Source organism: Pseudomonas paraveronii (assembly GCF_963681955.1).
GTDB lineage: Bacteria > Pseudomonadota > Gammaproteobacteria > Pseudomonadales > Pseudomonadaceae > Aquipseudomonas > Aquipseudomonas paraveronii.
This window is the reverse complement of the sequence record NZ_OY817130.1, coordinates 826,737-848,174: the sequence shown is the minus strand read 5'-3', so window position 1 is coordinate 848,174 and position 21,438 is coordinate 826,737. Positions and strand designations below refer to the sequence as shown.

Sequence of the window (21,438 nt, the reverse complement as noted above, 5' to 3'; positions counted from 1 at the left end):
GCACGTCCTCCCCGGCGCGGTTATATAGGTTGCGCTCATGCCGCCGCTCCTCGCATCAGCTCTTCCTGGCCAAGGTCAAAGCGCCCCAGCACCTTGACCTTGGAGGCGCTCCCCAGCTCAGCAAACGACAGCACCGGCACATGGCTGAACTCTTCAATCAGTAACGTGCGCAAGGGGCTGCGCAGGTCCTGGGCCACCAACATCACACTCTTGCTTTTGGGCCGCACGGAAAACGCTTGGTTAAGCAGGTTGACCAACGAAGCGCCGCTGTCGCTATCGAGGGCGAAGAACACCCCGGTCTGGGTCTGGCGCAGCGCCTCGCGCAGCACGTTTTCGGTCTGCGGCGACAACAGCCAGGCATGCAGGCCGTCCGCTTCGCTGTACTGGTGGAAGATCTGCGATTTAAGCGCAATGCGCGCGTAGTCCGCCAAGGCGTCCGGCTCACGTTCATGCTGGCCGTACTCGATCAACGACTCGACGATCAAGCGCACGGCACGCAACGGCACACCTTCACCCGCGAGGCGCTGCAACACCGCCGAGAAGCGCGACAGCGGCATGATCCGCTGCAGCTCCTGCACCAGCTCTGGCTGGTTGTGCTCAAGCCAGCCGAGGATCGCCTTGCTCTCCTGAATCCCAAGAAACTGCGGGCCGCTGAGCATCATGGCCTGCTTCATGCGGTCGATGATCAGGCTGGTCGCGCTGAAGCGTTCCAACTGCGGGTCATCCAGCAGCGGATCGTCGGGCGGCAGCCACAGCCAGTCCTGCTCGTCGCGCTCGGCCAACCCCTGCACCGCGTGGGCCGGCTCGTCTGCCAGCGCCTTGCGTTCCACCGCCACCAGCATGACCACCGACGCCTTGATCATCGGCACTTCGTGGACGCAAAAACGCATCTCATCGTCGGCCAGCGAAGCATCGAGTTCGACTTCGAACGGCGGCAGCGTCAGGCCAATGTTGGCGACCATCGCATTGCGCGCCTGGCGAATCCCGTGGATGAGTTCCGTGACCTCGGGCGAGCCTTGTAGAACCGGTGAAAACTGCAACAGGTAGGGACGCGACGGATCGAACCCGCGCAAATCTTCCTCGCCGTTGTCTTCAGGGCGAACCACATCGGTGGCTTCCGCTTGCGGCTCTTCCTCGCGCTGGCGTTGACGCGCCAGGTAATAACCGAGGCTGCCCGTCATCATCGAAATGAGGATGAATACCAACGTAGGCATGCCAGGCAAGGCGGCAAAAGCCAGCATGCCCACCGACGCGATCATCCAGCTCTTGGGTTCGCTGGTCATCTGCCGGGCAATTTCCGCGCCCATGTTATTGGCACCCTTGCGCCCATCCGGCGCCGCACGGGTGATGATCATGCCGGCGGTCAGCGAGATCAGCAGCGCGGGGATTTGCGCAATCAGGCCGTCACCGATGGTCAGCACCGAATACAACGCCATCGAGTCGCCAGCGCTCATGCCGTGCTGGAACATCCCGGTGGAAAAACCGCCCAACAGGTTGATCACCACAATGACCAGCCCGGCAATCGCATCGCCTTTAACGAACTTCATCGCGCCGTCCATTGCGCCGAACAACTGGCTCTCGCGACCCAACTGCTCACGCTTGTCACGCGCCTGGCCGCCGTCGATCAAACCGGCACGCAGGTCGCTGTCGATGGACATCTGCTTGCCCGGCATCGCGTCGAGGCTGAAACGCGCCGCCACTTCGGCCACCCGCTCCGAGCCCTTGGTAATCACCAGGAAGTTGACGAGCGTCAGGATCATGAAAATCACCAGCCCCACCGCCAGGTTACCGCCCACCACGAAGTTGCCGAACGCTTCCACGATGTCGCCCGCGTCCTGCTCCAACAGGATCAAACGCGTGGTGGCAATCGACAGCGCCAGACGAAACATGGTGGTCAGCAGCAAAATCGAGGGGAAGGAAGAGAACGCCAACGGCCCGGGCAAATACAGCGCCAGCACGATCAACAGGCAGGAAATACAGATATTCAGCGCAATCAGAATATCCACCAGCCAGGTCGGCAACGGCACGATGAAGATGAACACAATGGCCATGACCACCACCGCGCCCAATACTTCGGCACGCCGCGCCACCTTGAGCAGCACAGCGTTGATGGTCGCCAGCACCTTCATGCGCTGCCCCTCAATTCGCTGGCAATGTGGGTGTTGCCCCGCTCCACTCGTGTGAACTCGTCCATCACCAACAAGAATTTGTGCAAGGCCTCCTGGCGCCCGCGGCTGTCACGCCACAAGGTCTGAGGCAGGCGCTGGATCACCGGGTACAGGCCGTTGAGGGACACCAGTTGGCCGCTCGCCAGCTCGCCACCGAGGTCTTCGGCCAGGCGCAAGACCTCGCCCGAATCGACACCCGTGGAGGTATATCCCAACAGGCGCTGCAACAGACTCACCGAATCCTCATCGGTGCTCAGGCGCTCCAGCAATGCCTGGCAATTGGCTAACACCCCGCCCAACTGAGCGCAGCTTTGCAGCCCCAGCAGCAACGTGCGCAAACGCGCCGTGGGCACCGAGGGCGAATGCGCGGCGATGTCATCGGCCAGGGCGCGGCGCATCACTTTGAGGCCGTCAGCGAAGCGGTCACCGCCGAACAGGCCCAACAACGATTGCATCATCGTTGCCAAGGATTGGCGCGTGACCACACTGGCGTAATACAGCCCTCGCACGGCCTGGCGCTCTTGCGGGTCGCCGGCGGCCTGCTCCAGCGCGGAGGCAATGTTCAGGCCGGCCTGGATCTCGCCCCTGTAGCGCACCTGCAACCGATCGATCGCCTCTTGCGCCAAGGCCACCTCGGTGGCGTGTGCCTCGGCTTGCGCTGCCACATACTTGAGCACCACGAACGCGCGGGCCGAGTCGCCGCCGGTCAGCGCCAGCCACTTGTCCGTGCTGACGTTGTGCGCCAGTTGCGAACGCACCCGGCGCGCCATTGACGCGAGGGGCTCCTGGGCCGGATGGCCGAGCTGATCATAGAGCCGCACGAGCTGCTCGACGGCAGGTACCGTCAGGCCCATCGAGCGCCGGCTCAGCGCCTGATTATTGAGCGCGACCTCTTGATTGAAAACCTGCGCAATGTCATCGAAACCTGTCGCCGTGGCCGCTGTTTTGTCAGGGCTGACGCGGGGAGGGTCCACGCGTTGGAGCTGTTGCACATCGTTGAGCGATTCGACTTTCATGGGGCGGGCCAGGACGTAGAGTTTGTGTCCCTATGTGGCAAACGCAGGCTTTACGGTTCCAACAAATTTCCCCTCTGCGGTATTTTGAAATTACCGGCACAAACCCGCCTGGGCTTTTGCAAAAAACCGCACAGAATTCTCTGAATAAAAAATATTTATTTATATAAATCAACGTCTTGTGATTTTTTTCTGGTTGGCACAGCCGGTGCAAAAGGGGTTCCCGTCGAAACCATTTCGATCGCGTCCACCCTGAGGAAAAAATCATGGATATCCCTATTGGTGCTTTAGCTCACCTTGTTGGCGGCTCGCCTCAATTCATGCTCCACCTGACGGACGACCAGCAAAAGAAGCTCCGGCGTTTCATACACAAGCGCGTGCTCAACCCGGAAGATGCGGACGATATTCTGCAGTTGACGTACCTGGAGGCCTGGCGCAACAGAGAGCGTTTCAGTGGCCAGGCGACCCTTAGCACCTGGATGTGCGGCATTGCGCAGAACCTGATCCGCAACCACTTCCGGCGCATGTACGCCAAACCGGTGCATTGCGAATTCGATGAAGCGCTGTGGCACGGCCAGGAAGACAGCCAGAACCTGGATTGGGAATTCGAGGTCAACCGCCGCCTGGAAAAAACCCTGGTCGCCATCAAGGACCTGCCCACCGAAATGCGTAAAACGCTGTACGCCTCGCTGGAAACCGACGGCAGCTATCAAGACACCGCCGATGCCCTGGACATCCCCATCGGCACCGTGCGCTCACGCCTGTCACGGGCGCGCGAACACCTCAAGCGCGCCACGCGCACCCCGTTGCAACCGTAGCCCAGCCTAGCTGGCAACCGTTGGGCGAGAGGGATATCTGCCCAACCGTATCAGACCTTTTTCGTGCGCGGCAGCAAGATCGCCAGCAGCCCGAACAGCGGCAAGAACGCGCATAGCCGGTACACGTACTCGATGCCGCGACTATCCGCCAGGTGCCCCAGCAGCGCCGCACCGATCCCGCCAAAACCGAACATCAGCCCGAAGAACACCCCGGCGATCATTCCCACATTGCCCGGCACCAACTCCTGCGCGTACACCACAATCGCCGAGAACGCCGAGGCCAGCACGAAGCCGATGATCACGCTGAGCACGCTGGTCCAGAATAGGTCCACATGGGGCATCAACAACGTGAACGGCGCCGCGCCAAGGATCGAAAACCAGATCACCGCCTTACGCCCGATCCGGTCGCCAATCGGCCCGCCAAAGAACGTCCCCGCCGCCACCGCGCCGAGGAACAGGAACAGGTGCAACTGCGAGCTGGCCACCGACAGGTCGAACTTCTCGATCAGGTAAAACGTGAAGTAACTGGTGATGCTCGCCATGTAGAAGTACTTGGAAAACACCAGCAGCCCCAGCACCACCAGCGCCGCCATCACGCGCTGTTTCGACAAGCCATGCGTCGCCGCCTGACCGGCCTTGAGCTTGAACAGGCTCAAGTGCGTGCGATACCAACGGCTGATCGCATACAGCAGCACCAGCGCAAAGACCGCGAACAGACCGAACCAGGCCACATTGCCCTGGCCGAACGGAATGATGATCGCCGCCGCCAGCAACGGGCCGAACGCCGAGCCCGCGTTGCCGCCGACCTGGAACGTCGACTGTGCCAGGCCATAGCGCCCGCCCGACGCCAGCCGCGCCACGCGGGACGCCTCCGGGTGAAAGGTCGACGAACCGATCCCGATCAACGCCGCCGCCAGCAAAATCAGCGGGAAGCTGCCGACCTGGGACATCATCACAATCCCCACCAGGGTGCAGACCATCCCGCACGGCAACAGAAACGGCTGGGGATGCCGATCGGTGTAATAACCCACCCACGGCTGCAACAGCGAAGCGGTGAGCTGGAACGTCAGGGTAATCAGCCCGACCTGGGTGAACGTCAGGCCATAGCTGGCCTTGAGCATCGGATAGATCGAGGGCAGCACTGACTGGATCAAGTCATTGATCAAATGCGCCAGCGCCACCGCGCCGATGATCCGCATGACCAGCGGGCTGGTTTGCCCGGCGGCGGGGGAATTGCCAAGAGCCATAAGAGGGTTCCGTACAGCGGGGGAATGCACAGGTGCAGGTGCGACAATGTGCCACTTTTACACGCAGCAAGGCTATCCCGTTAGGGAGCTAACGAGGTTGCGGTCATGCTTTGTAAAAGGCCAGCAGGGTGGATCGCTTTAATTTGAAGGACGTTTCCTAGACAATCCCCGGCGCCTTGTGCCTGTGGAAACCGCTGGCTAGTCTTCGATCCGTCACTGGAATCAGTGATCGGGTTTAGTCGCCCGGATTCTTAATCAGGCGCATGCACCTCCATGAGTTTTATGGTGGCTGTGCGCAGGGCACCTTCGGGTGCGCCGGGTTTTCCTGATTAGCCGGTCGACTAACCTGCGTACAGCCGCCACCCATTCGTTTAGTCGCGACGGGGCCGGCTTTTGACTTAATCAGGAGTTACACCATGACCAAAGCACTCCCCGATCCGCCCATCGACTGCCTCGCCGTCAACGAACACCTCAGCTTCGAAGACGCCCAGCTCTACATCGCCCACCTGATCCACAGCGCCTCGGCCACCGTGCTGGACTGCGGCGACCACCTGCCCCCCCACGACCGCGCCAAAATCCACGCCGTGTGGCACCTGCTGGAAATGGCCAAAACCGTGGTCGACCGCTCCATCGACTGCATGCCCCGCACGTCCTGACCGTCAACGCCGATCAACTGCGGGAGACCTGCAAATCCCCCACCACCCGTCGGCCCAGCCAGGGCTTTTCGTTAAACAGTTGAAAGCGTAGATAAAAATTCAATAAAAACGCTTGACGCTTTGTCGTTCTCCGCGAATAATGCGCGCCACTTGGCTACATAGCTCAGTTGGTTAGAGCATAGCATTCATAATGCTGGGGTCCGGGGTTCAAGTCCCTGTGTAGCCACCAAGTACCGATCCATAGATGTCTACAGCAGTCTATGAATCACCTCAAGAAGCCCGCCTAGTGCGGGCTTTCTTGTTTCTGGCTGTCCACCTCTATCTATCCCTATCCTTCCCCTCCGTGTATGCCCACGTGTATGCTTCATAAATAATTGAACTGAAGGCATACAAGGATGAAACGCACAGATATCAAGCGACGCCCTCTCGCTGACACGACACTTTCCAGCCTGGAGCCTGAGGCCGGGGCATACCGCGAACTAGATAGCCCAGGGCTATATTTCAGGGTCAAGCCAAACGGCCAAAAGTCCTGGGAATTACGCTACAAGAAGCCGGACGGCAAATGGTCATGGCTTGGTCTTGGCGGCTACCCGGAAGTGGGTGGCGCTTTCGCTCGACAGAAAGCGGCTGATCTACGCTCCGACGCATCGGAAGGTAAGAACCCGATCACCTCCAAGAAAGCTCGCCAAGCCGCCGAGATCGATGCGGCCAACGACACCTTTGAAGCATTGGCAAGGGAGTGGCACACGTCTCGCCTTAGCGGCTGGGATGCTGGTACGGCCAAAAGGATACTTGGCGCACTTGAACGCCATGTATTCCCCTCGCTAGGTAAACGCCCCTACACCTCAATCATGTCGATGGAGTGGATGGAGCTATTGAGAGGGCTTGAGCGTCAGGGGATTCTGGAACAGATGAGCCGTGTGAGGGCCTACTGCAAAGATATCTATGACCTAGCTCGAGTGACCGGCAGAGCAGTCAACAATCCGTTGGAGGGTGTGCATAAATTTCTGTCCTCGGGAAAGGCAGAGAACTACGCCCACGTCTCCCCCGATGAGCTTCCAGGGTTACTCCGAGCGATACGCTCCTATCCCCACGCCAAAGATGTTCAGCTTGGCCTAAGGCTGTTGACCCTGATGGCTGTACGCCCCAGCGAACTCCGAGAAGCACACTGGGTAGAGTTCGATTTCGACAAGAGGCTGTGGACTGTTCCAGTCGAGCGCAAGGGTCGCAAGAAAGGTCGTGAGCATCTGGTGCCACTATGCATTCAAGCAGTGGAAGCACTATTAGAGCTTCGGCAAATAACCGGCGCTTACCCACTTCTGTTTCCAGGTAGAAGCGACCGCACTAAACCCCGCAGCGATACCGTATTCCTAATGGCACTCAGACGCCTTGGTTACGAGGGCCGCCAGACCGGCCATGGCTTCCGCCACATCGCCAGCACGATCCTCAACGAGCACGGATATCCAGCTGACCATATCGAGGCCCAACTCAGCCACAAGGCACAAGGTGTTCGAGGGATTTACAACAAGGCTCAGTACCTTGAGCAACGCACACAGATGATGCAGTGGTACGCCGATCATCTCGATTCCCTAGAGGCCGGGAATGTAGTGCAAGGTCAATTTGGGAAGGCAGTGTGAGAGCACTTACCCTGCCCCCTCTAAATCCGGTGTAACGCGTGTTACTCGTGTAACGCCACTCGCCAAGCACCCGGATTCATTGGCTTTCACGCCCGTTACACAGTTGAGCGACATAGCGTACATCCGATGTAACGCAGCCCCAACGTGTAACGCAAAAGTCAGCGCTCTGGTGCTGCGGGCAGGCGTTTTTCGCCCGAGCCCACCAAGCGACCTTCGCTGGCTCCCCCCTTCAAGCGCAGGGCGTGGGACTTTCGGTTACACAGCGCCTGAGACACTTGGCAATGACTGATCGCCAAACCGTATTGCATTCGGCGCTAAGCCGCGGCCTGCTCAGATCTCTCTCAGCGCAACCGCTCTATGATCTCTGCCGTGGACAGGTCGCTGACGCCTGCCACCTGATCGACCAGTGCTAGCTGCGCAATTACTAAACCGCCGCGTTCACCCTGCGTTGCCCCCATATTGACTACACATTGACCGGTCTAGGGGAAAAGTAGTTTTCTTCATCTAGATAAATGTATAGATAGATACCCCTGTATCCATAACCAGGGGTTATCCATGAATGATCATAACTGCAAGTCCGCAAATCCCACCGAAATCCGCTCTTACGAAACAAGCGATCTGAACGCCAAGCGAACCAGTCATTTTGCCGCAGACCCTTCAGCAATTCTGATCCGCATGCCGGAAGTAATGGCCATAGTTGGGTTAGCGCGCCCAACGATTTACAAACTAATGCAGCAAGCGGATAGCGGCTTCCCACTTCCAGTAAAACTCAGCGCTAGTAACGCCCGTAGCGCTCCCGTCGCATGGGTACTGGCTGAAGTTTTAGATTGGACGCGTGCACGAATCGCAGCTCGAGACAGGGTGGCGGCATGAAAAATCGTGTCGCCAACAGGGCCATCTTGCAGCCCTTTTCTGTACTCAGAACAGTCGGATTTACCCCTCGCTGGATGCAACGCTTCGAACGCTACCGTACAGAGCAAAAACGCCTGAGCCGGGACGTTTTGGTGATGCGCTGGGCAGACGGCATCTGGTGCGTATTGTCAGTTCCTTGCCAAGCCCCGCAAGCAATCATCGTCGACGAAGGCCAACAGATATACGCCTACGAGGATGCACGCGCTTGCCTCGATAGCGACTTCTTGCCCTTTGTTTCCCTGAGCTGGGAAATCCATGCCTGAAATGAAAACGCCCCCGGCGGCAACCGGAGGCGTTGAGGTAAATCTACATGCCTGATCAATTTATGCCGCATCGAAAAAATCCGCAAGTGATCCGCACAGTTGCACTTTCAAAAACCGGGCGTTACTCTCTGGCTGTCGCTGCAAATTCAGCGACCGGGTTTGGCGACCCGGATAGAAAAGGCGCACAGGCGCCCCCATACCGATTGCAGGCGCTTTTTTTGTGCCCGCATTCCTATTTTATGGTGGCTGTGCGTGGGAGACCTTCGGGTCTGCCGGGTTCCTTTTCCCCGGTTCGCCAACCTGCGCACAGCTGCCACCCTAATTCGTTTGGCGACGATCAGTGGCAGCTCCTACACAGAAAAGGAGCTACACCACATGCACGCCCTCAATCCGTCCAAAATTCGCGCCGCCGCTCATCGAGCAATGGCTCTCGCCGCTTTACACGCCAACTCCAGCCTCGCTACACGCCTTTCCCGTTACAACGCCCATATGTCCAAGGCTCGCGCCCTGGAAGCCGCAGGGGGTGCCCAATGAGCATGCTCCCAGGCTTTGCACTACCCGAGGATCTGCTCTGCGTCAGCCAAGACGCCGAAGCCGGTCTGCCTATCGACGCCATCACCTGTGCGCTCGACCGTGCCGATTCAGTTCTCATGCTGTTGGAAGATCACTTAGACGGCGATAAACCCCTGCTGTCCAACCGCGTGCTGTCGTCTGTTATTTGGGACGTTCGCGGCACCTTGGGTTTGATCAAAACACTCACCATGTACGGTGATGCCTCTTCTGTGCCGATGGGCCAGAAAGGCGGTGTGCTGTGACCCACTCCAGCACGCGTGGACGCTCCGAGTTTTCCCCTGCCAACGGTAACGGCCAAAACCTGTTTCGGGTAAATGCCGGTATCCCGCTGGAGGACGCACTTGAAGCCGTCTCCCAGATTCTGCACCACGCCAATCAACTGATCCTCGATGCCGCCATCAGCGATACGGGCGAGCGTTTTAGCTGGCCTGCGTTCTACCTCGGCGAGATGGCCAAGGCGCTGATCGACGACGTGAACGAGGCGCTGCTTGAGTCGAGGACCGCACCATGACTCAGCGCACCGGCAACACCTCAAAACGTCCGAGCTTTGCCGACGTAAAAAGTGCCGCACTGAAGAACATCGACCGTGTACTTGCTCACTGGCTGCCGAACGGCAAACGCGTTGATGGAGGCAAGGAATTCACCGCACCGAACCCGACGCGCACGGACAAACGTGCGGGCTCACTCAAGGTCAATTTGAGCAAAGGCACCTGGGCGGATTTTGCCACCGGTGATAAGGGCGGTGACCTGATCGATCTGGTGCGCTATATCGACGGCGGCACCGATGTTGAGGCCTGCAAAAAACTGGCGGATATGTTCAGTGTTTCCGCTGGATCTGCGACCACCAAAGGCGCACCGGCTAAGAGCGCATCACCGGAGTGGATCGCCATTCAGCCAATCCCAGCCGAGGCCATGAACAAGTGCCCAGCCAAGCACCGGCAACACGGTGCTCCATCCAAGGTGTGGATCTATCGCGATGCTGAGGGCCAGCCGGTCATGGCGCTGTATCGTTTCGACCTCGGCCCCGATGAAGACGGCAAGCCGCGAAAGGTCTTTGCGCCGTTGACCTGGTGCAAGCGCTCCAATGGGCAAACCACACAATGGCGCTGGCAAGGCTTGCCTGAACCTCGGCCTTTGCTGCGCCTGGATGAGCTGGCACAGCGCGCCGATGCGCCCGTGGTGGTGTGTGAGGGAGAGAAAGCAGCTGATGCCGCTGCTGAGCTTATGCCGGACTACGTCTCCACCTGCTGGCCGAACGGCTCCAACTCTTGGCACAAGGCCGACCTGACGCCACTCAAAGGGCGAAGCGTTGTGCTGTGGCCGGATAACGATGCCAGCGGCAAGACCTGCATGGACGCCATCGCGCTCAAGTTGATTGAGCTGGGCGCCGCTTCGGTACAACGAATCTCGGTCGACGTATTCAAGCTCAAGCCCAGCAGCAAAGGCGGAAAGCCCACGCTCATCAAGGGTGGAAAATGGTCGGACGGCGACGACGCAGCGGATGCATTAGCCAAAGGCTGGACCGCTGGCCACGTCGCCGAGCTGGTGCGCAGCGGCGAGTTTTTCGGCACTGTCGCTGAGCCCACTGAGCCACAAGAACCGAAGGCTAAGGCGCCCGCCAAACGCCCTGCGAAGTTGAAAAATGACCTGTTGCCTGGGGGCTTTCGTCTGACGTCCGAAGGGGTGTTTTATTCCAGCGATGATGGTGAGGCGCGCCCCGTATGTTCGCCTCTCGAAATCATCGCTCGCACTCGCGACGACAAGGGCCACAACTGGGGTTTGCTGGTCGAGTTCGACGACCCGGACGGCGCAAAAAAACGCTGGAATATTCCGGCCCGAACCATGACCGGCGACTTCGGCAAGGACGTACTCGGTCCACTGGTAGACATGGGCCTGCGCCTCGCGGGAAGCCGATCAGGACGCAATGCCCGCAATGACCTGCAGAGTTATCTCGGCGGCTTCGACAGCGCCCAGCGCGCACGCTTGGTGACTCGCCTGGGCTGGCACGACAATGCGTTCCTATTGCCCGAACAACAGATCGGCTCGCACGCCGAACACCTGCATTTTTATGAGGCCGGTGCCCAGTTACCACCGATCAGCGAGGCGGGCTCTCTGGAGCAGTGGCAGCAGCAAATCGGCGCGTTGTGCGTTGGTAACCATCGCTTGGCGTTTGTCGTCTCTGTGGCCTTTGCAGGGCCTCTGCTAAACCTGCTAGGTCATGAGTCGGGCGGCTTCCACCTGTATGGCGATAGTTCCGGGGGCAAGACCACTCACCTGCAAGTCGCTGCCTCGGTCTATGGAGGGCCGCGTCTGGTGCGTTCGTGGCGCTCGACCGATAACGCCTTGGAGTCCATCGCTGCTGCACACTCAGACGGCCTCCTGGTGCTGGATGAAATCGGCATGTGCGACCCGCGCATTATTGGCGAGACGGTCTACATGCTCGGCAACGGCACCGGTAAGGCCCGGGCGAATGATCGAGGGCAAGCAGGCCGACAGGTGCAGGAGTGGCGCTTGCTGTTTCTCTCGACCGGCGAGAAGACGTTGGCGCAGCACATGGCGGACGCAAACAAGGAATTGAAAGCGGGCATGGAGGTTCGCATGCTCGCCGTGCCTGCGGATGCGAGCAAAGGACTTGGCATGTTCGATGTGCTGAACGGCTTTGAGGACGCAGCCGCCCTTTCCGACGCGCTCAAGGCCCGTGTAGCCAAATACTACGGCACACCCCTCACCGCCTTCCTGCAAGCATTGTGTGCGCCTGGAGAAATGCTCAGGTGGTCGGTGATCGTTCGCCGCACGGTGGAGCAGTTCATCACCCAAAACCTGCCCGCCTCGGCCAGTGGTCAAGCCCAGCGTGCCGCCCTTCGCTTTGGCCTCGCAGCAGCGGCCGGAGAGTTGGCCACCGCCTTCGGTGTCACCGGATGGCCGGATGGCACGGCCACGACCGCCGCACGGGTATGTCTGCATGCGTGGCTGGCCGAACGCGGCGGCGCCGGTAACTTCGAGGGGGATGCGATTGTGGCTCGACTGCACCAGGTCATCGAACGCTTTGGAGAAAGCCGCTTTACCCGTTGGGAATCTGCCGCCGCCAAGATCGATGAACACGGCCCACGCACAATTGATCGGTTGGGCTTTCGTAAGACGATGGAACACGGCATGGGCGACGCCCTGCACACCACCAACACCTACTACGTTCTGCCTGAAGCCTGGAGGGCCGAGATCTTCAAGGGCATGAATATCAGTGCAGTGAACAAGGAGCTTCTGCAACGAGGTGCGCTGGAACCGTCCAGCGACGGCAAGGCGTCGAGTCTGGTTCGGTTACCCGGTCTGGGTCAGCAACGCTGCTACATCGTGAAGACGATTCCGGGCACGGATGAGAGCGAGGTCCGGGCTGCCTGACGGCATGCCTGCTGATCGAGGTAGCGCCGGCTCATCCCCGGCCTCGCCAGCCGTTCAACCATCCTTATCAATCGTAATGCACAGAGACAATACAGATGAACACTATCCAAGAACTGAAAGACCGCCGCGACAAAATGACCCTCGAAATGGAGAGCATTCAGCGCGATCTCGCGCCTTTGGAAGTAGCACTAGATAGCCCTGAGGTGATCCAGCAGCGCCGACAAAAGGCTGTGCAGGATGAAATCAACGATCACAAAAGACGCATCGACTCGCGAGGTCTTGAGATCCACCTCCTGAATCAAAAGATCGATCGCCTCGAGGCACTTGCGAACCGTGAGAGCTTGGCTGCGGGCTACATCAGCGCTATGGCGAACTGGAAAGCCGACGAGATGGAACTCAACGAAAAGCGCAACAGCATTGAGACACGGTTGCAGCAGGTCCGCCAGAGCGATAAGGAAGACATGGCAAAAGCTCGACAAGCTGAAACGGACGCTGCCACCGCTTATGCACAGGCTGTCGCCTGGGGCGATGTAGAGGGCGAGAAAGCCGCTAACGCCGAAGCTCAAAAGGCAGCAAAAAACCTCGCAGTTGCGGTTGAGCATCACCGCCGCCAACAACTACTCATCACCGCGCTGGAGCAGGAACTCGTGACGATTGATCAGCACATCACAGAGGCACAAAAAGAACGCGCCAAGATCGAGAACAAAGCGGCTCACCTGGCGAATACTGTGCTGGAAGAACAATGGAATGAGGCCGCGGAAGCACTGCTGGAGACCGGCGGCAAGCTGTGGGCTGCACGCAACCTGATTAGTCGGGACCCGGTTGCGTTGATGAAGCTAGATATTCCCGAACAGGGCGAGCGCTTTGGAAGCTGGACCTGGCAAGAACTTGCAGATCGCTCTCGCCAACACAGCCTGATTGATCTATTGGCCGCCTAAATTAAACCGTCCCCGAAGCAGCCTGCGAGAAACAGGTTGTTTCGGGCCTACCATCGGTCCAATCATGAACAAACCACCACAGAATAGCGCACAGATGCCTGATTACCTGAAGGCCCGAAAGCTTCATTTGAACGGGATAATTGTCGCCCTGGCCGGCATGAAAAAGTTGAATGCGAGCGCAAACAAAGACACTAAAGTCGAGACGCTCACGATTGATGCAATCAAGGCAGAGCTTGATTTCATTGACCTTCAACTCAAGAGAAAGGACGGGTAATTGAGAAGCGGAAGCCCATCAGGCTTCCGCTTACAGGTCTACTGCAATGTGATTCACCCAACGACATCTAGCCCCCCTCAGTGACTGACTGTTATGTTGCACCAGTAGCTTTAGGGTCAAACTCAGTCGCAGCCTTTATCGTGCCTTTTATAAGCTTCGGCCTTTGTTTAGAAACATATTCACAACCAAATTTTTCTATCTCCGCTGCAAGCTCTTCGGTTTGGTAAACCGAATATATTATAACTCTACGCTGGTTATTCCCAATATTTCTAGCAAACCTTGCTATGTGAAGCCCTGGATATTGATTGTATAACGTCGGCTCATTTCCTTGCGGATGAAAGCCCACACCTTTAGGGATATTCAAATCAACTATCACAGCCCTATAGTCGTCTGCTTGTAGTTTATTTATCGCTTCGCTTGCTGTTAAAGCAAGCTCAACATCAAAGCCTATATGCTTAATGTAGTCAATCAACCAGTCTAGGTTTGTTGGTTCATCGTCTGCAATGAGTATTGTTTTTTCGAGATAATTTTTCATGACAAATACCAAGACCCCTTCGGAAAAATCACAGTAAAAGTTGAAATTCCACGTTTTTTACTATGTCCTGCAATTACGTCCCCGTTGAAAAAGCTCCGCATAATCTCTCGACACAAATATAAACCGAGCCCTGTGCTCAGTGCGATGGATGACTTAGCCTCTACACTACGGAACCCTAACAAGAAAATATTTTCCGCATCGCTCGAAGAGAATCCAATACTGTGATTCTCAAACAAAACCCTTAGCGCTCCAGTCTTTTTTTGCACAGAGGGGGTGACAGTTATTGTTGTATTGGAAAGCCCGTACTTAACCGCATTATCAAACAAGTTCATGAAGACTTGCCTCAAAGCCTCAGGTCTTCCTTTGATTTTGTACTGGGTGACTTTATCCATCAAGCCGATCTTGATACTTCTCTTCGCTCCAAGCTCGGCGTAAAACTGAAGAGCTTCGATTATCGACTGAGGCAGAATAACAACTCCCTCTTTCTTCGGAGCACTTAAGATTTTTTGCTCAGACGAAATCTCCGAAAAAAACGCAAGGTTTTTTGTGAGGTGAATGCATTGTTCAATTTGCGCTCTAGCAGCGTTTATTTTTTGATTTATCTCCGCACCTTTGTATACTCCTTCAACAACATTATCTAAAGTTCCCGCCACACCATTCAAGGGATTAACCAGCTGATGAACGAAATTCCCTAAAAATAAAAGGTCAATACGCTGAGCTTCATTTCTTTGTTTATCTTCGTCGACATCACTCATATATTTTTATAACCCCTGCTTGGTGTTCGACCTGGAACGATCCCCAAAACGCTACAAGATTCAACAATTCAATATCACTCTTTGGTTGCATCGAGACATCTGCATCAATAATGAATGACCTATCTTGTTGAATTGAGTCAACATTGATCGTACCGCACTTTTTTATCATATGCACAAAGGCCAATATAGCTCTGAGCGCATATTTATCTACCGAGTATAATTTTTCCGCATAATTGTCGCATTCAAAACCGTCGATATCAGCCTTGAAGGGCGAGGGGCTTATTCGGCCTTCAAGTTCATATTGCAACATTTTTGCTTGCATCAACTCCGCAAGTGTCCCGGCAAATGTAAGCTCTAGATTCTCTTGATCTGTAGACTCTAGTGAGTCTCTACCCATAGCAGCGGCGGTTGCTTTCGCTACTGTTTGGGCTAATTCAAGGAATGCGGGGGGAACTATAGGCTGGTTTGAAGCAAGGCCATACTTCAAAAGAATTGATGGAAAAAGCTGGAGTGAGTTTTCAAGATAATATCCAGGCCACCACCTTATTTTTGGGTATTTGTGCATCCTGTTCCAGTTATTAACCTCATCCACGCAGTTAGTCGACAAATTTGAGGTGGTGATCATTAGGAGATAATCGGCGCCATTACTCATAGCGTAGGAAAGTTTACCGAATACGGTAGGCCAATCGATAGATGACTCATATCGCTTACATTCGATATACCATTTCTCAGTAAAACCAGTGCCGCTAAAGTCAATGACAGGGTTCTCGCCTTCTAAATCCCTACCTCTGTCAGCACCGGGTGTTCGCCATACTAAGTTAGTTATGCCCGACTGTATAAGAAGGTCATATGATAGGTTTTCAAACAATCTTGGATCGAGAGCCTTTAACTTGTCTAGTATACTCAACTGAAACTCCTTTTAAGTTTACCGTTCGGATGAGCCAGCACTAATCTGCTTATTAACCGTGAATGGCACCTGTGATGGAAAACTTCTCGGTCGTTCCGTCAGATCGATTCACCCAGAAGCACTTAGTGCCGTAGTCTGCACTTCGAACACTAAAGTCGGTGATACCGCACCCGATCTTTATGGCAGCATCTGGGTGGTGTTCTAATGCCGCTTGCAAAATCACTGCATCGTCGGCGTTGACCCGATCGCCAACGTCATACCGGCGAAGCATGGCCCTTAAGTGTTTGACGGCGTCTCCCCTTCTGTCGAATTCCAAAGGACCGAGGGTGATGGGTTTTGCAGGCATGTGTAACCTCCAATTCGGCGGGATTATTTGGCAAGCACGAGACGCTCACGGACTTCGCGGACGATGATGGCGGGGATATCCATCGCTTGCAGATGGTCCACGCGCTCAGTAATCCAGATTACGCACTCTTCTCTATTAAGGTCATCACGGGCAATTTTCTCGTACAAAGCGACAGCGCTCATGCGGGAAAGACCAAGCTCCATCAGCGAGAGAAGGGTGGTCGACGAAACACCGAACTCAAGCTGCGTTCCAATATCCAGACCGTCCTCGATCAGATCTTCGCGGCCAATTTCGCGAAGATGTAGATGTAGCACATCCATATAAGCCGAGAGGTACTTTGGTGCCTTAAATCGAGCGATCTGCTCAACTAATTCCATCGTGCTACGGATCAGCTCCGGCAGCTTGAAGGATCTATTAGCGTTTTGGTGCCATTCAATACTATCGCGAATAATCCTGGCCAACGAGTATCCCTTTAGCCATTTGAAGATGATCAGCGCATAGAGCCTGATACGGTTCTCGGGGGCGAAGGCGAGAAACAAGTGTTTATTAATCCGTCCCATAATAGTTACGAATCTATCGTAGCTGTCGTTACTCGCTACTTCAGCTGGCAGCAGATTTTCGACATCACCAGCGTAGGAACGGAAAGCTTCAAGAAGGCGCTGAAGGCCCAATGCGCTTACCCCAGGATGCCGAACGGCCAAATCAATGTTGATCTCAATCTGCGCTACCAAAACACTGAGAGCCTGGTCGAGCTTCGCGATTGTAGCCGCGTCATGCCGCTTCGCAAGACTCGCCGCTGATATGGAACCGAGACGCATGTAGGTGGTAAGCAGATAAGCACCGACCTGCTCGAATGTATCAGTGTCTTCAATGCTGGACAGATCCGATAGCCCACGCCGAAGTAGATAGTCCGCCATGCCGTCACCATGTTCGAGGACTGCGTCGCTTTCACGCTTAATGGGATAGCGCGCGCGGCGAGGAACGCCAGCGGGCCAAGCTTGTTTGTCCTCTGGATCTATGCAGATGATGTTTCCTTGGAATTCGTCACCCCATCGGCCTGCGCGGCCGGCCAAATTCCAGAAATCGTGAGGCTCCATCGGGTGCCCCTTCCCTTTGCGCGGTCCGCGCACCACGATTGAGCGACACGAAAGGTTCACTCCCTCGATCAGAGTTGAGGTGCATACAAGGAAGCGAATCTTCCCTGATCGGAATAGCCGTTCTATCTCTAACCGAAGTAGCGACGGCATATTGCCGTAGTGGAACGCCACACCTAACTCTACTAACGGTGCAAGGCGGAAGTCCTGGTGCACGCCCTTTCGAGCAAGCTCAGCGAGTTCCAGAAGCTCCGGATCAATGCCCTCAAGACTGGGCAAGAGTTGACTGATGAGATCAGCGACATCTTCTGCCTCGCTAGCGCCGTTGGTGTAAACGAGCGTTCCACCTCTCTCGCCGATTGCTGCGGCGATAAACGCGAGTCTCTTTTTGAGCCCATCGGGCGTACTCGCAAGCTGAAGAATCCCGATTGGTAACGTCGAATCCTGCTGTCGAAGTGTTAGCGACCATAGCTTCGCTTTTCGCGGCATCTGGGTTGCTACTATCAGGTTCTGAAGGACAGTGGAGGAATCACTATCAACTGCGATGGTCTGTACACCATCGGGCGCATCTGTCAGCAATTCTTCGGGGTTCTGGGTCGCCGGGCTGATAAATACAGCTTTCAGTTTTGGGTTAGCCCGAGTGGCCCGCTCTACTGCATCCTGCAAAATTACGCCGCGCTGGTTGTCACCGATTTTGTGTGCCTCATCCACAATGAGCAGGTCAATTGAGAACGAATTATTAAGAATGTTCGCGAGAAGGTGTAAACGTTCCTGAGTGAATACTAGGATCAATCGCGCACCGCCAGCGCGAGCAGCTTTGTATTTATCTGGGAGAGGAAGGGATGACACCACAACTAGCTCCGTATCACTAAGAAGCTCCGTAAGACTGGTTTCTATCTCAGAAACCAGTGCACGCGTTGGGGCGAGATACACCGCCACCCGGGTCTCACCCGTTATTACTTGATCGATCAGCCACTGAAGCACGAGAAACGTCTTGCCAGAAGCAGTTGGTGCGGACGCCGAGAGCCACCTATCCCCCGTCGCATTAGTCCAGAACCGTTGCTGAAAATCGTTTACTTGTAGCCAGGCGCCGCTCGATTGCACGAGGATAGAACGATCCATCTCGCGGCGCTGAGCTTCGAGACGCAACGCGACGCCTAGTCGCCCGTCGAGGCCAGGAGCCACTAGACCCCGTTCGACTGCTAACGCGATAGCGCGGAAATTAGAAAGCTTGCCCAACAGTACAGCACCCGCGTCCTTGTATGCCTGGTCTTCGGTCAATGAGATAGCAGCGGTTGCGATTCGAAGCGCTGCTTCTTGATCGACCCTTTGGCCGGATCGAGCCAGAATGCTGCCGGCGAGTAACAATCTGGGCCAATCAATAACTGAAGCAGAAGGAGCAGAGGAGTCGAGCGCCAGATTATCGAGCTCATTGCGTACCGTGAGTAGCGTAATCGCACTGAGATCTTCTCGCACACCATCCTCGAGAAGCCACGATTGAAGGGTGGCGAGGCTCATTGTCCTTTAATCCCCATAGCCTTGAGAAACGCGACGCGGAAGCCTTCAGCTGAAGGCAAAGGTACGCAAAACACCTCGATTTCCATCTGATCAAGCTTCTCCAACTTGAGCCGATTTCCGATACTTTTACTCCAGCCCGTAAGCTCTGCTCGGGAGGCATTGACGAGCTCCTCAGCAACTGCCTTTGCATTTTCTTGAGGGTAGAACGGTGCATCGAAGCCCACCAGTGCCACGCCGCAGTATTGAACCCGCTTAGACATGACCGATGACTTATCAAAATACTTCTTAAGCGCATCGGTGAGTGCTGGGTCACTAAGGTCGGCTTTGTCGCTCAGGAGCATTAGATCGCGCTCCCGTCCTGCGTCCTCGTGTTCGGGCTCAATCAGGAAAGGGGCAAGGGAATTAAAACAATCGCGAATCGCGGCACTCGGATCGGAGTATATTTTTGACTCCCCCCAGTAGAGCTTTAAGGTGCCTTCAGGTGAAACACCTGCATACACTCCATCTGCACCATGGAAGTGCATACGGGCGTCTGTCTTAAGATCCATTTTGCAGAGAATTTGTGGAAGCTTGAGGAAACGCTCAGCTAATAGAAACAGCAGCATTTCTCCACCCTCACCGGTCTTCGCCAAATCGGTGAACGAGCGCTTGGCGCGCTCGACGAGTTCGGCGACGGCCTCGGTGCTGTTAAACCTAGTGTCGCGTGCTTTCGCTTCGGCAAGCTTCGAGCGCGGGATTGCATAATCAACTATGGCGTTCCGCATGAATTCTGCTAGTCGATTTGGTTGAATACGGCCATTTCCATCGACCGAAAGACAGTGACAATGGATTTTGACTAAATGTCCGTCAATGGACACGTCTCGCTCTACTAGCGTGAGATGGACCTGAAGTGCCTCTGGATTTCCTGTCAGAGCACTCTCGAGATCGGTGGTAGTGATGGTCGACAAATAGCCTCCGTGGCGTCTATCCATCTGCCTTCAGATGGGGGTCGTATAAGCAGCAAATGTAACCGCCTGCGCCTTCTTAGTCCACGGACTTGCTGACGCTAGACGCCCGTTAGGCCAAGTCTCAGATCGTTTGAATTCTGCTGTAACACGTGCCGGGGTTGTAACACGACTTTCAATCAACGCCCGCCCAATGTGTAACATAAATTAATACCAATAAATTCAATCAGTTGCGAATCATCGTAACATTGGTAACACCCGTAACACGGGTTTCTGAGCGCCCCCCACACCCCGTAGGTAGTGCTCCCTCAGCGGAGAGGATGGCAACATAACGCTAAAGGTGCTGGAGGTTTGTCGGGGTCCCTGGCACATACTAAGAAGCACGGGGTAGGAAACCCGCGTGATCGTGTCAGCGGAAAGGTGCCCAGCTTAGTGAACAGGTGAACCAGATGAACTGCTGTTCACCAGTGCATTTGCCCTATGAATCGTAAAGCCGCTGGGGACCCTGGGCATTTCGGATAGACACGGGGCAAAGAACCCGCCGGATCTCGTTAGTGGCTGGGCTCCAAAGTTAGTTGACTGGTTGACTGAGTTGACCGAGCCATCCGTTCACAATCCTGAACAAAACCGAGGACCGTTACCGTTCCGGTAAGGATCCCCTTTTTTCTTCAAGATCCTTTCAATTTCAACGATTGAAATTTCAGTAACTTTCAGCACCTCCCACTAACTCAGTCCCGCGGGTTTCATGCCCCGTGTGAAGCTAAAGCTCTCAGGGTCCCCAGCGTGATTTCCTCTCATCGAAAGGCAGAGCCCGCGAAATTCGCTTGGTAGGCTTGAGCGCAAAGCGCCTGCCCACAACACCCGGATGCTGACTTTAGCGTTACACGCAGTGGCAGCGTTACATCGGAGGTACGCTATGTCGCTCAACTGTGTAACAGGCATGAAAGCCAATGAAACCGGGCGTTTGGTGAAGAGCGTTACACTCGTAACACCGGTTACACCAGTTTTGGAGGGGGCTGGATACGTGCTCTCATGCTGCCTTTCCAAATTGGCCCTACACCACACGGTTGGCCTCTAGGGTGGGTAATTGCACTCAACCTGACCACCCATTTACATTGCACTTGCCCACTCATTTGCATTCGACTTGGCAAGTCGTTCGCATCGGATTTGACCAGCACACTGGGTGGCCCTGATTGGCAGAAGTCGACCCAATGTGGATACTGCAGAGATGAAATCACGCTCGCTTAAAAGCAACCTTAATCGCCGCACCAGCTTGACCAGCGAGCAAAGCTATCTCAGAGTTGATGACAACCTCGCCCCAAGACAATTTGGTTGCGACGCACACTATTAAATATAGCTCACAGTAGCGCCCCCCGAGTTCGGTTTTGACCCAAGCAAGGGTGCCCCCTAAGGCAGCCATCGTGACTGGGATAGAGATATACCG

19 protein-coding genes and 1 tRNA gene are annotated in these 21,438 nt (G+C 55.7%); 11 read left to right on the top strand and 9 right to left on the bottom strand.

Going from position 1 to position 21,438, the window contains the following annotated elements; translation table 11 throughout:
- Positions 1–35: 35 nt before the first annotated feature.
- Both sctV and U5A08_RS03645 read right to left on the bottom strand, forming a co-directional pair.
- Positions 36–2,129: a type III secretion system export apparatus subunit SctV gene (sctV, locus tag U5A08_RS03650; protein WP_253393289.1), complete on the bottom strand. Its 2,094-nt coding sequence runs from the start codon at positions 2,127–2,129 to the stop codon at positions 36–38.
- Complete coding sequence (locus tag U5A08_RS03645; RefSeq protein ID WP_253393288.1) at positions 2,126–3,184, bottom strand: TyeA family type III secretion system gatekeeper subunit; 1,059 nt, start codon at positions 3,182–3,184, stop codon at positions 2,126–2,128. The genes sctV and U5A08_RS03645 overlap by 4 nt, the downstream gene beginning before the upstream one ends.
- Positions 3,185–3,447: 263 nt before the next feature.
- On the opposite strand from U5A08_RS03645, the gene U5A08_RS03640 reads away from it, so the two are divergent.
- On the top strand, positions 3,448–3,999 hold the full coding sequence (locus U5A08_RS03640) for an RNA polymerase sigma factor (RefSeq protein WP_253393287.1): 552 nt from the start codon (positions 3,448–3,450) through the stop codon (positions 3,997–3,999).
- A 50-nt stretch (positions 4,000–4,049) separates the two neighbouring features.
- Here the strand turns inward: U5A08_RS03640 and U5A08_RS03635 are convergent, their stop codons facing one another.
- Positions 4,050–5,246 (bottom strand): MFS transporter, encoded by a 1,197-nt coding sequence (locus tag U5A08_RS03635; protein ID WP_253393286.1) that lies wholly within the window; start codon positions 5,244–5,246, stop codon positions 4,050–4,052.
- A 416-nt stretch (positions 5,247–5,662) separates the two neighbouring features.
- Between U5A08_RS03635 and U5A08_RS03630 the strand changes: the two genes are divergently transcribed.
- From U5A08_RS03630 to U5A08_RS03585, 10 genes are all read left to right on the top strand, one after another.
- Positions 5,663–5,902, top strand: a complete 240-nt coding sequence (locus U5A08_RS03630) for a hypothetical protein (protein ID WP_247405696.1) — start codon at positions 5,663–5,665, stop codon at positions 5,900–5,902.
- A gap of 152 nt (positions 5,903–6,054) precedes the next feature.
- Positions 6,055–6,131: transfer RNA gene (locus U5A08_RS03625), tRNA-Met, on the top strand.
- A 166-nt stretch (positions 6,132–6,297) separates the two neighbouring features.
- Positions 6,298–7,539 carry a tyrosine-type recombinase/integrase gene (locus U5A08_RS03620; RefSeq protein WP_321142545.1) on the top strand — a complete coding sequence of 414 codons (1,242 nt, stop codon included), beginning with the start codon at positions 6,298–6,300 and terminating at the stop codon, positions 7,537–7,539.
- Positions 7,540–8,094: 555 nt separating this feature from the next.
- Positions 8,095–8,412 (top strand): helix-turn-helix transcriptional regulator, encoded by a 318-nt coding sequence (locus tag U5A08_RS03615; protein WP_083224186.1) that lies wholly within the window; start codon positions 8,095–8,097, stop codon positions 8,410–8,412.
- Positions 8,409–8,714 (top strand): hypothetical protein, encoded by a 306-nt coding sequence (locus U5A08_RS03610; RefSeq protein WP_253393283.1) that lies wholly within the window; start codon positions 8,409–8,411, stop codon positions 8,712–8,714. The genes U5A08_RS03615 and U5A08_RS03610 overlap by 4 nt, the downstream gene beginning before the upstream one ends.
- A 530-nt stretch (positions 8,715–9,244) precedes the next feature.
- Positions 9,245–9,529 (top strand): hypothetical protein, encoded by a 285-nt coding sequence (locus U5A08_RS03605; protein WP_321850344.1) that lies wholly within the window; start codon positions 9,245–9,247, stop codon positions 9,527–9,529.
- The gene (locus U5A08_RS03600; protein WP_321850341.1) at positions 9,526–9,798 is read left to right on the top strand and encodes a DUF3077 domain-containing protein; all 273 of its coding nucleotides are present in this window, start codon (positions 9,526–9,528) and stop codon (positions 9,796–9,798) included. Before U5A08_RS03605 ends, U5A08_RS03600 begins: the two co-directional genes overlap by 4 nt.
- Complete coding sequence (locus U5A08_RS03595) at positions 9,795–12,683, top strand: DUF927 domain-containing protein (RefSeq protein WP_321850339.1); 2,889 nt, start codon at positions 9,795–9,797, stop codon at positions 12,681–12,683. The genes U5A08_RS03600 and U5A08_RS03595 overlap by 4 nt, the downstream gene beginning before the upstream one ends.
- A gap of 95 nt (positions 12,684–12,778) precedes the next feature.
- Positions 12,779–13,621 carry a chromosome segregation protein SMC gene (locus U5A08_RS03590; protein WP_321850337.1) on the top strand — a complete coding sequence of 281 codons (843 nt, stop codon included), beginning with the start codon at positions 12,779–12,781 and terminating at the stop codon, positions 13,619–13,621.
- 94 nt (positions 13,622–13,715) lie between these two features.
- On the top strand, positions 13,716–13,895 hold the full coding sequence (locus U5A08_RS03585; protein ID WP_482221446.1) for a hypothetical protein: 180 nt from the start codon (positions 13,716–13,718) through the stop codon (positions 13,893–13,895).
- Between the two features lie 91 nt (positions 13,896–13,986).
- On the opposite strand, the gene U5A08_RS03580 is transcribed toward U5A08_RS03585, so the two are convergent.
- Genes U5A08_RS03580 through U5A08_RS03555 form a run of 6 tightly spaced genes read right to left on the bottom strand, consistent with a single transcriptional unit; the run spans position 13,987 to position 19,997 of the window.
- Complete coding sequence (locus tag U5A08_RS03580; protein ID WP_321850332.1) at positions 13,987–14,430, bottom strand: response regulator; 444 nt, start codon at positions 14,428–14,430, stop codon at positions 13,987–13,989.
- Positions 14,427–15,185, bottom strand: a complete 759-nt coding sequence (locus tag U5A08_RS03575) for a sensor histidine kinase (protein ID WP_321850330.1) — start codon at positions 15,183–15,185, stop codon at positions 14,427–14,429. The genes U5A08_RS03580 and U5A08_RS03575 overlap by 4 nt, the downstream gene beginning before the upstream one ends.
- Positions 15,178–16,092 (bottom strand): restriction endonuclease, encoded by a 915-nt coding sequence (locus tag U5A08_RS03570; RefSeq protein WP_321850328.1) that lies wholly within the window; start codon positions 16,090–16,092, stop codon positions 15,178–15,180. Before U5A08_RS03570 ends, U5A08_RS03575 begins: the two co-directional genes overlap by 8 nt.
- Before the next feature lie 52 nt (positions 16,093–16,144).
- Positions 16,145–16,438, bottom strand: a complete 294-nt coding sequence (locus U5A08_RS03565; protein WP_321850327.1) for a DCL family protein — start codon at positions 16,436–16,438, stop codon at positions 16,145–16,147.
- Between the two features lie 23 nt (positions 16,439–16,461).
- Positions 16,462–19,050: a DEAD/DEAH box helicase gene (locus U5A08_RS03560; protein ID WP_321850325.1), complete on the bottom strand. Its 2,589-nt coding sequence runs from the start codon at positions 19,048–19,050 to the stop codon at positions 16,462–16,464.
- Entirely contained in the window at positions 19,047–19,997 is a 951-nt protein-coding gene (locus U5A08_RS03555) for a HamA C-terminal domain-containing protein (protein ID WP_321850323.1), read from the bottom strand. Before U5A08_RS03555 ends, U5A08_RS03560 begins: the two co-directional genes overlap by 4 nt.
- Between the last annotated feature and the right edge of the window lie 1,441 nt (positions 19,998–21,438).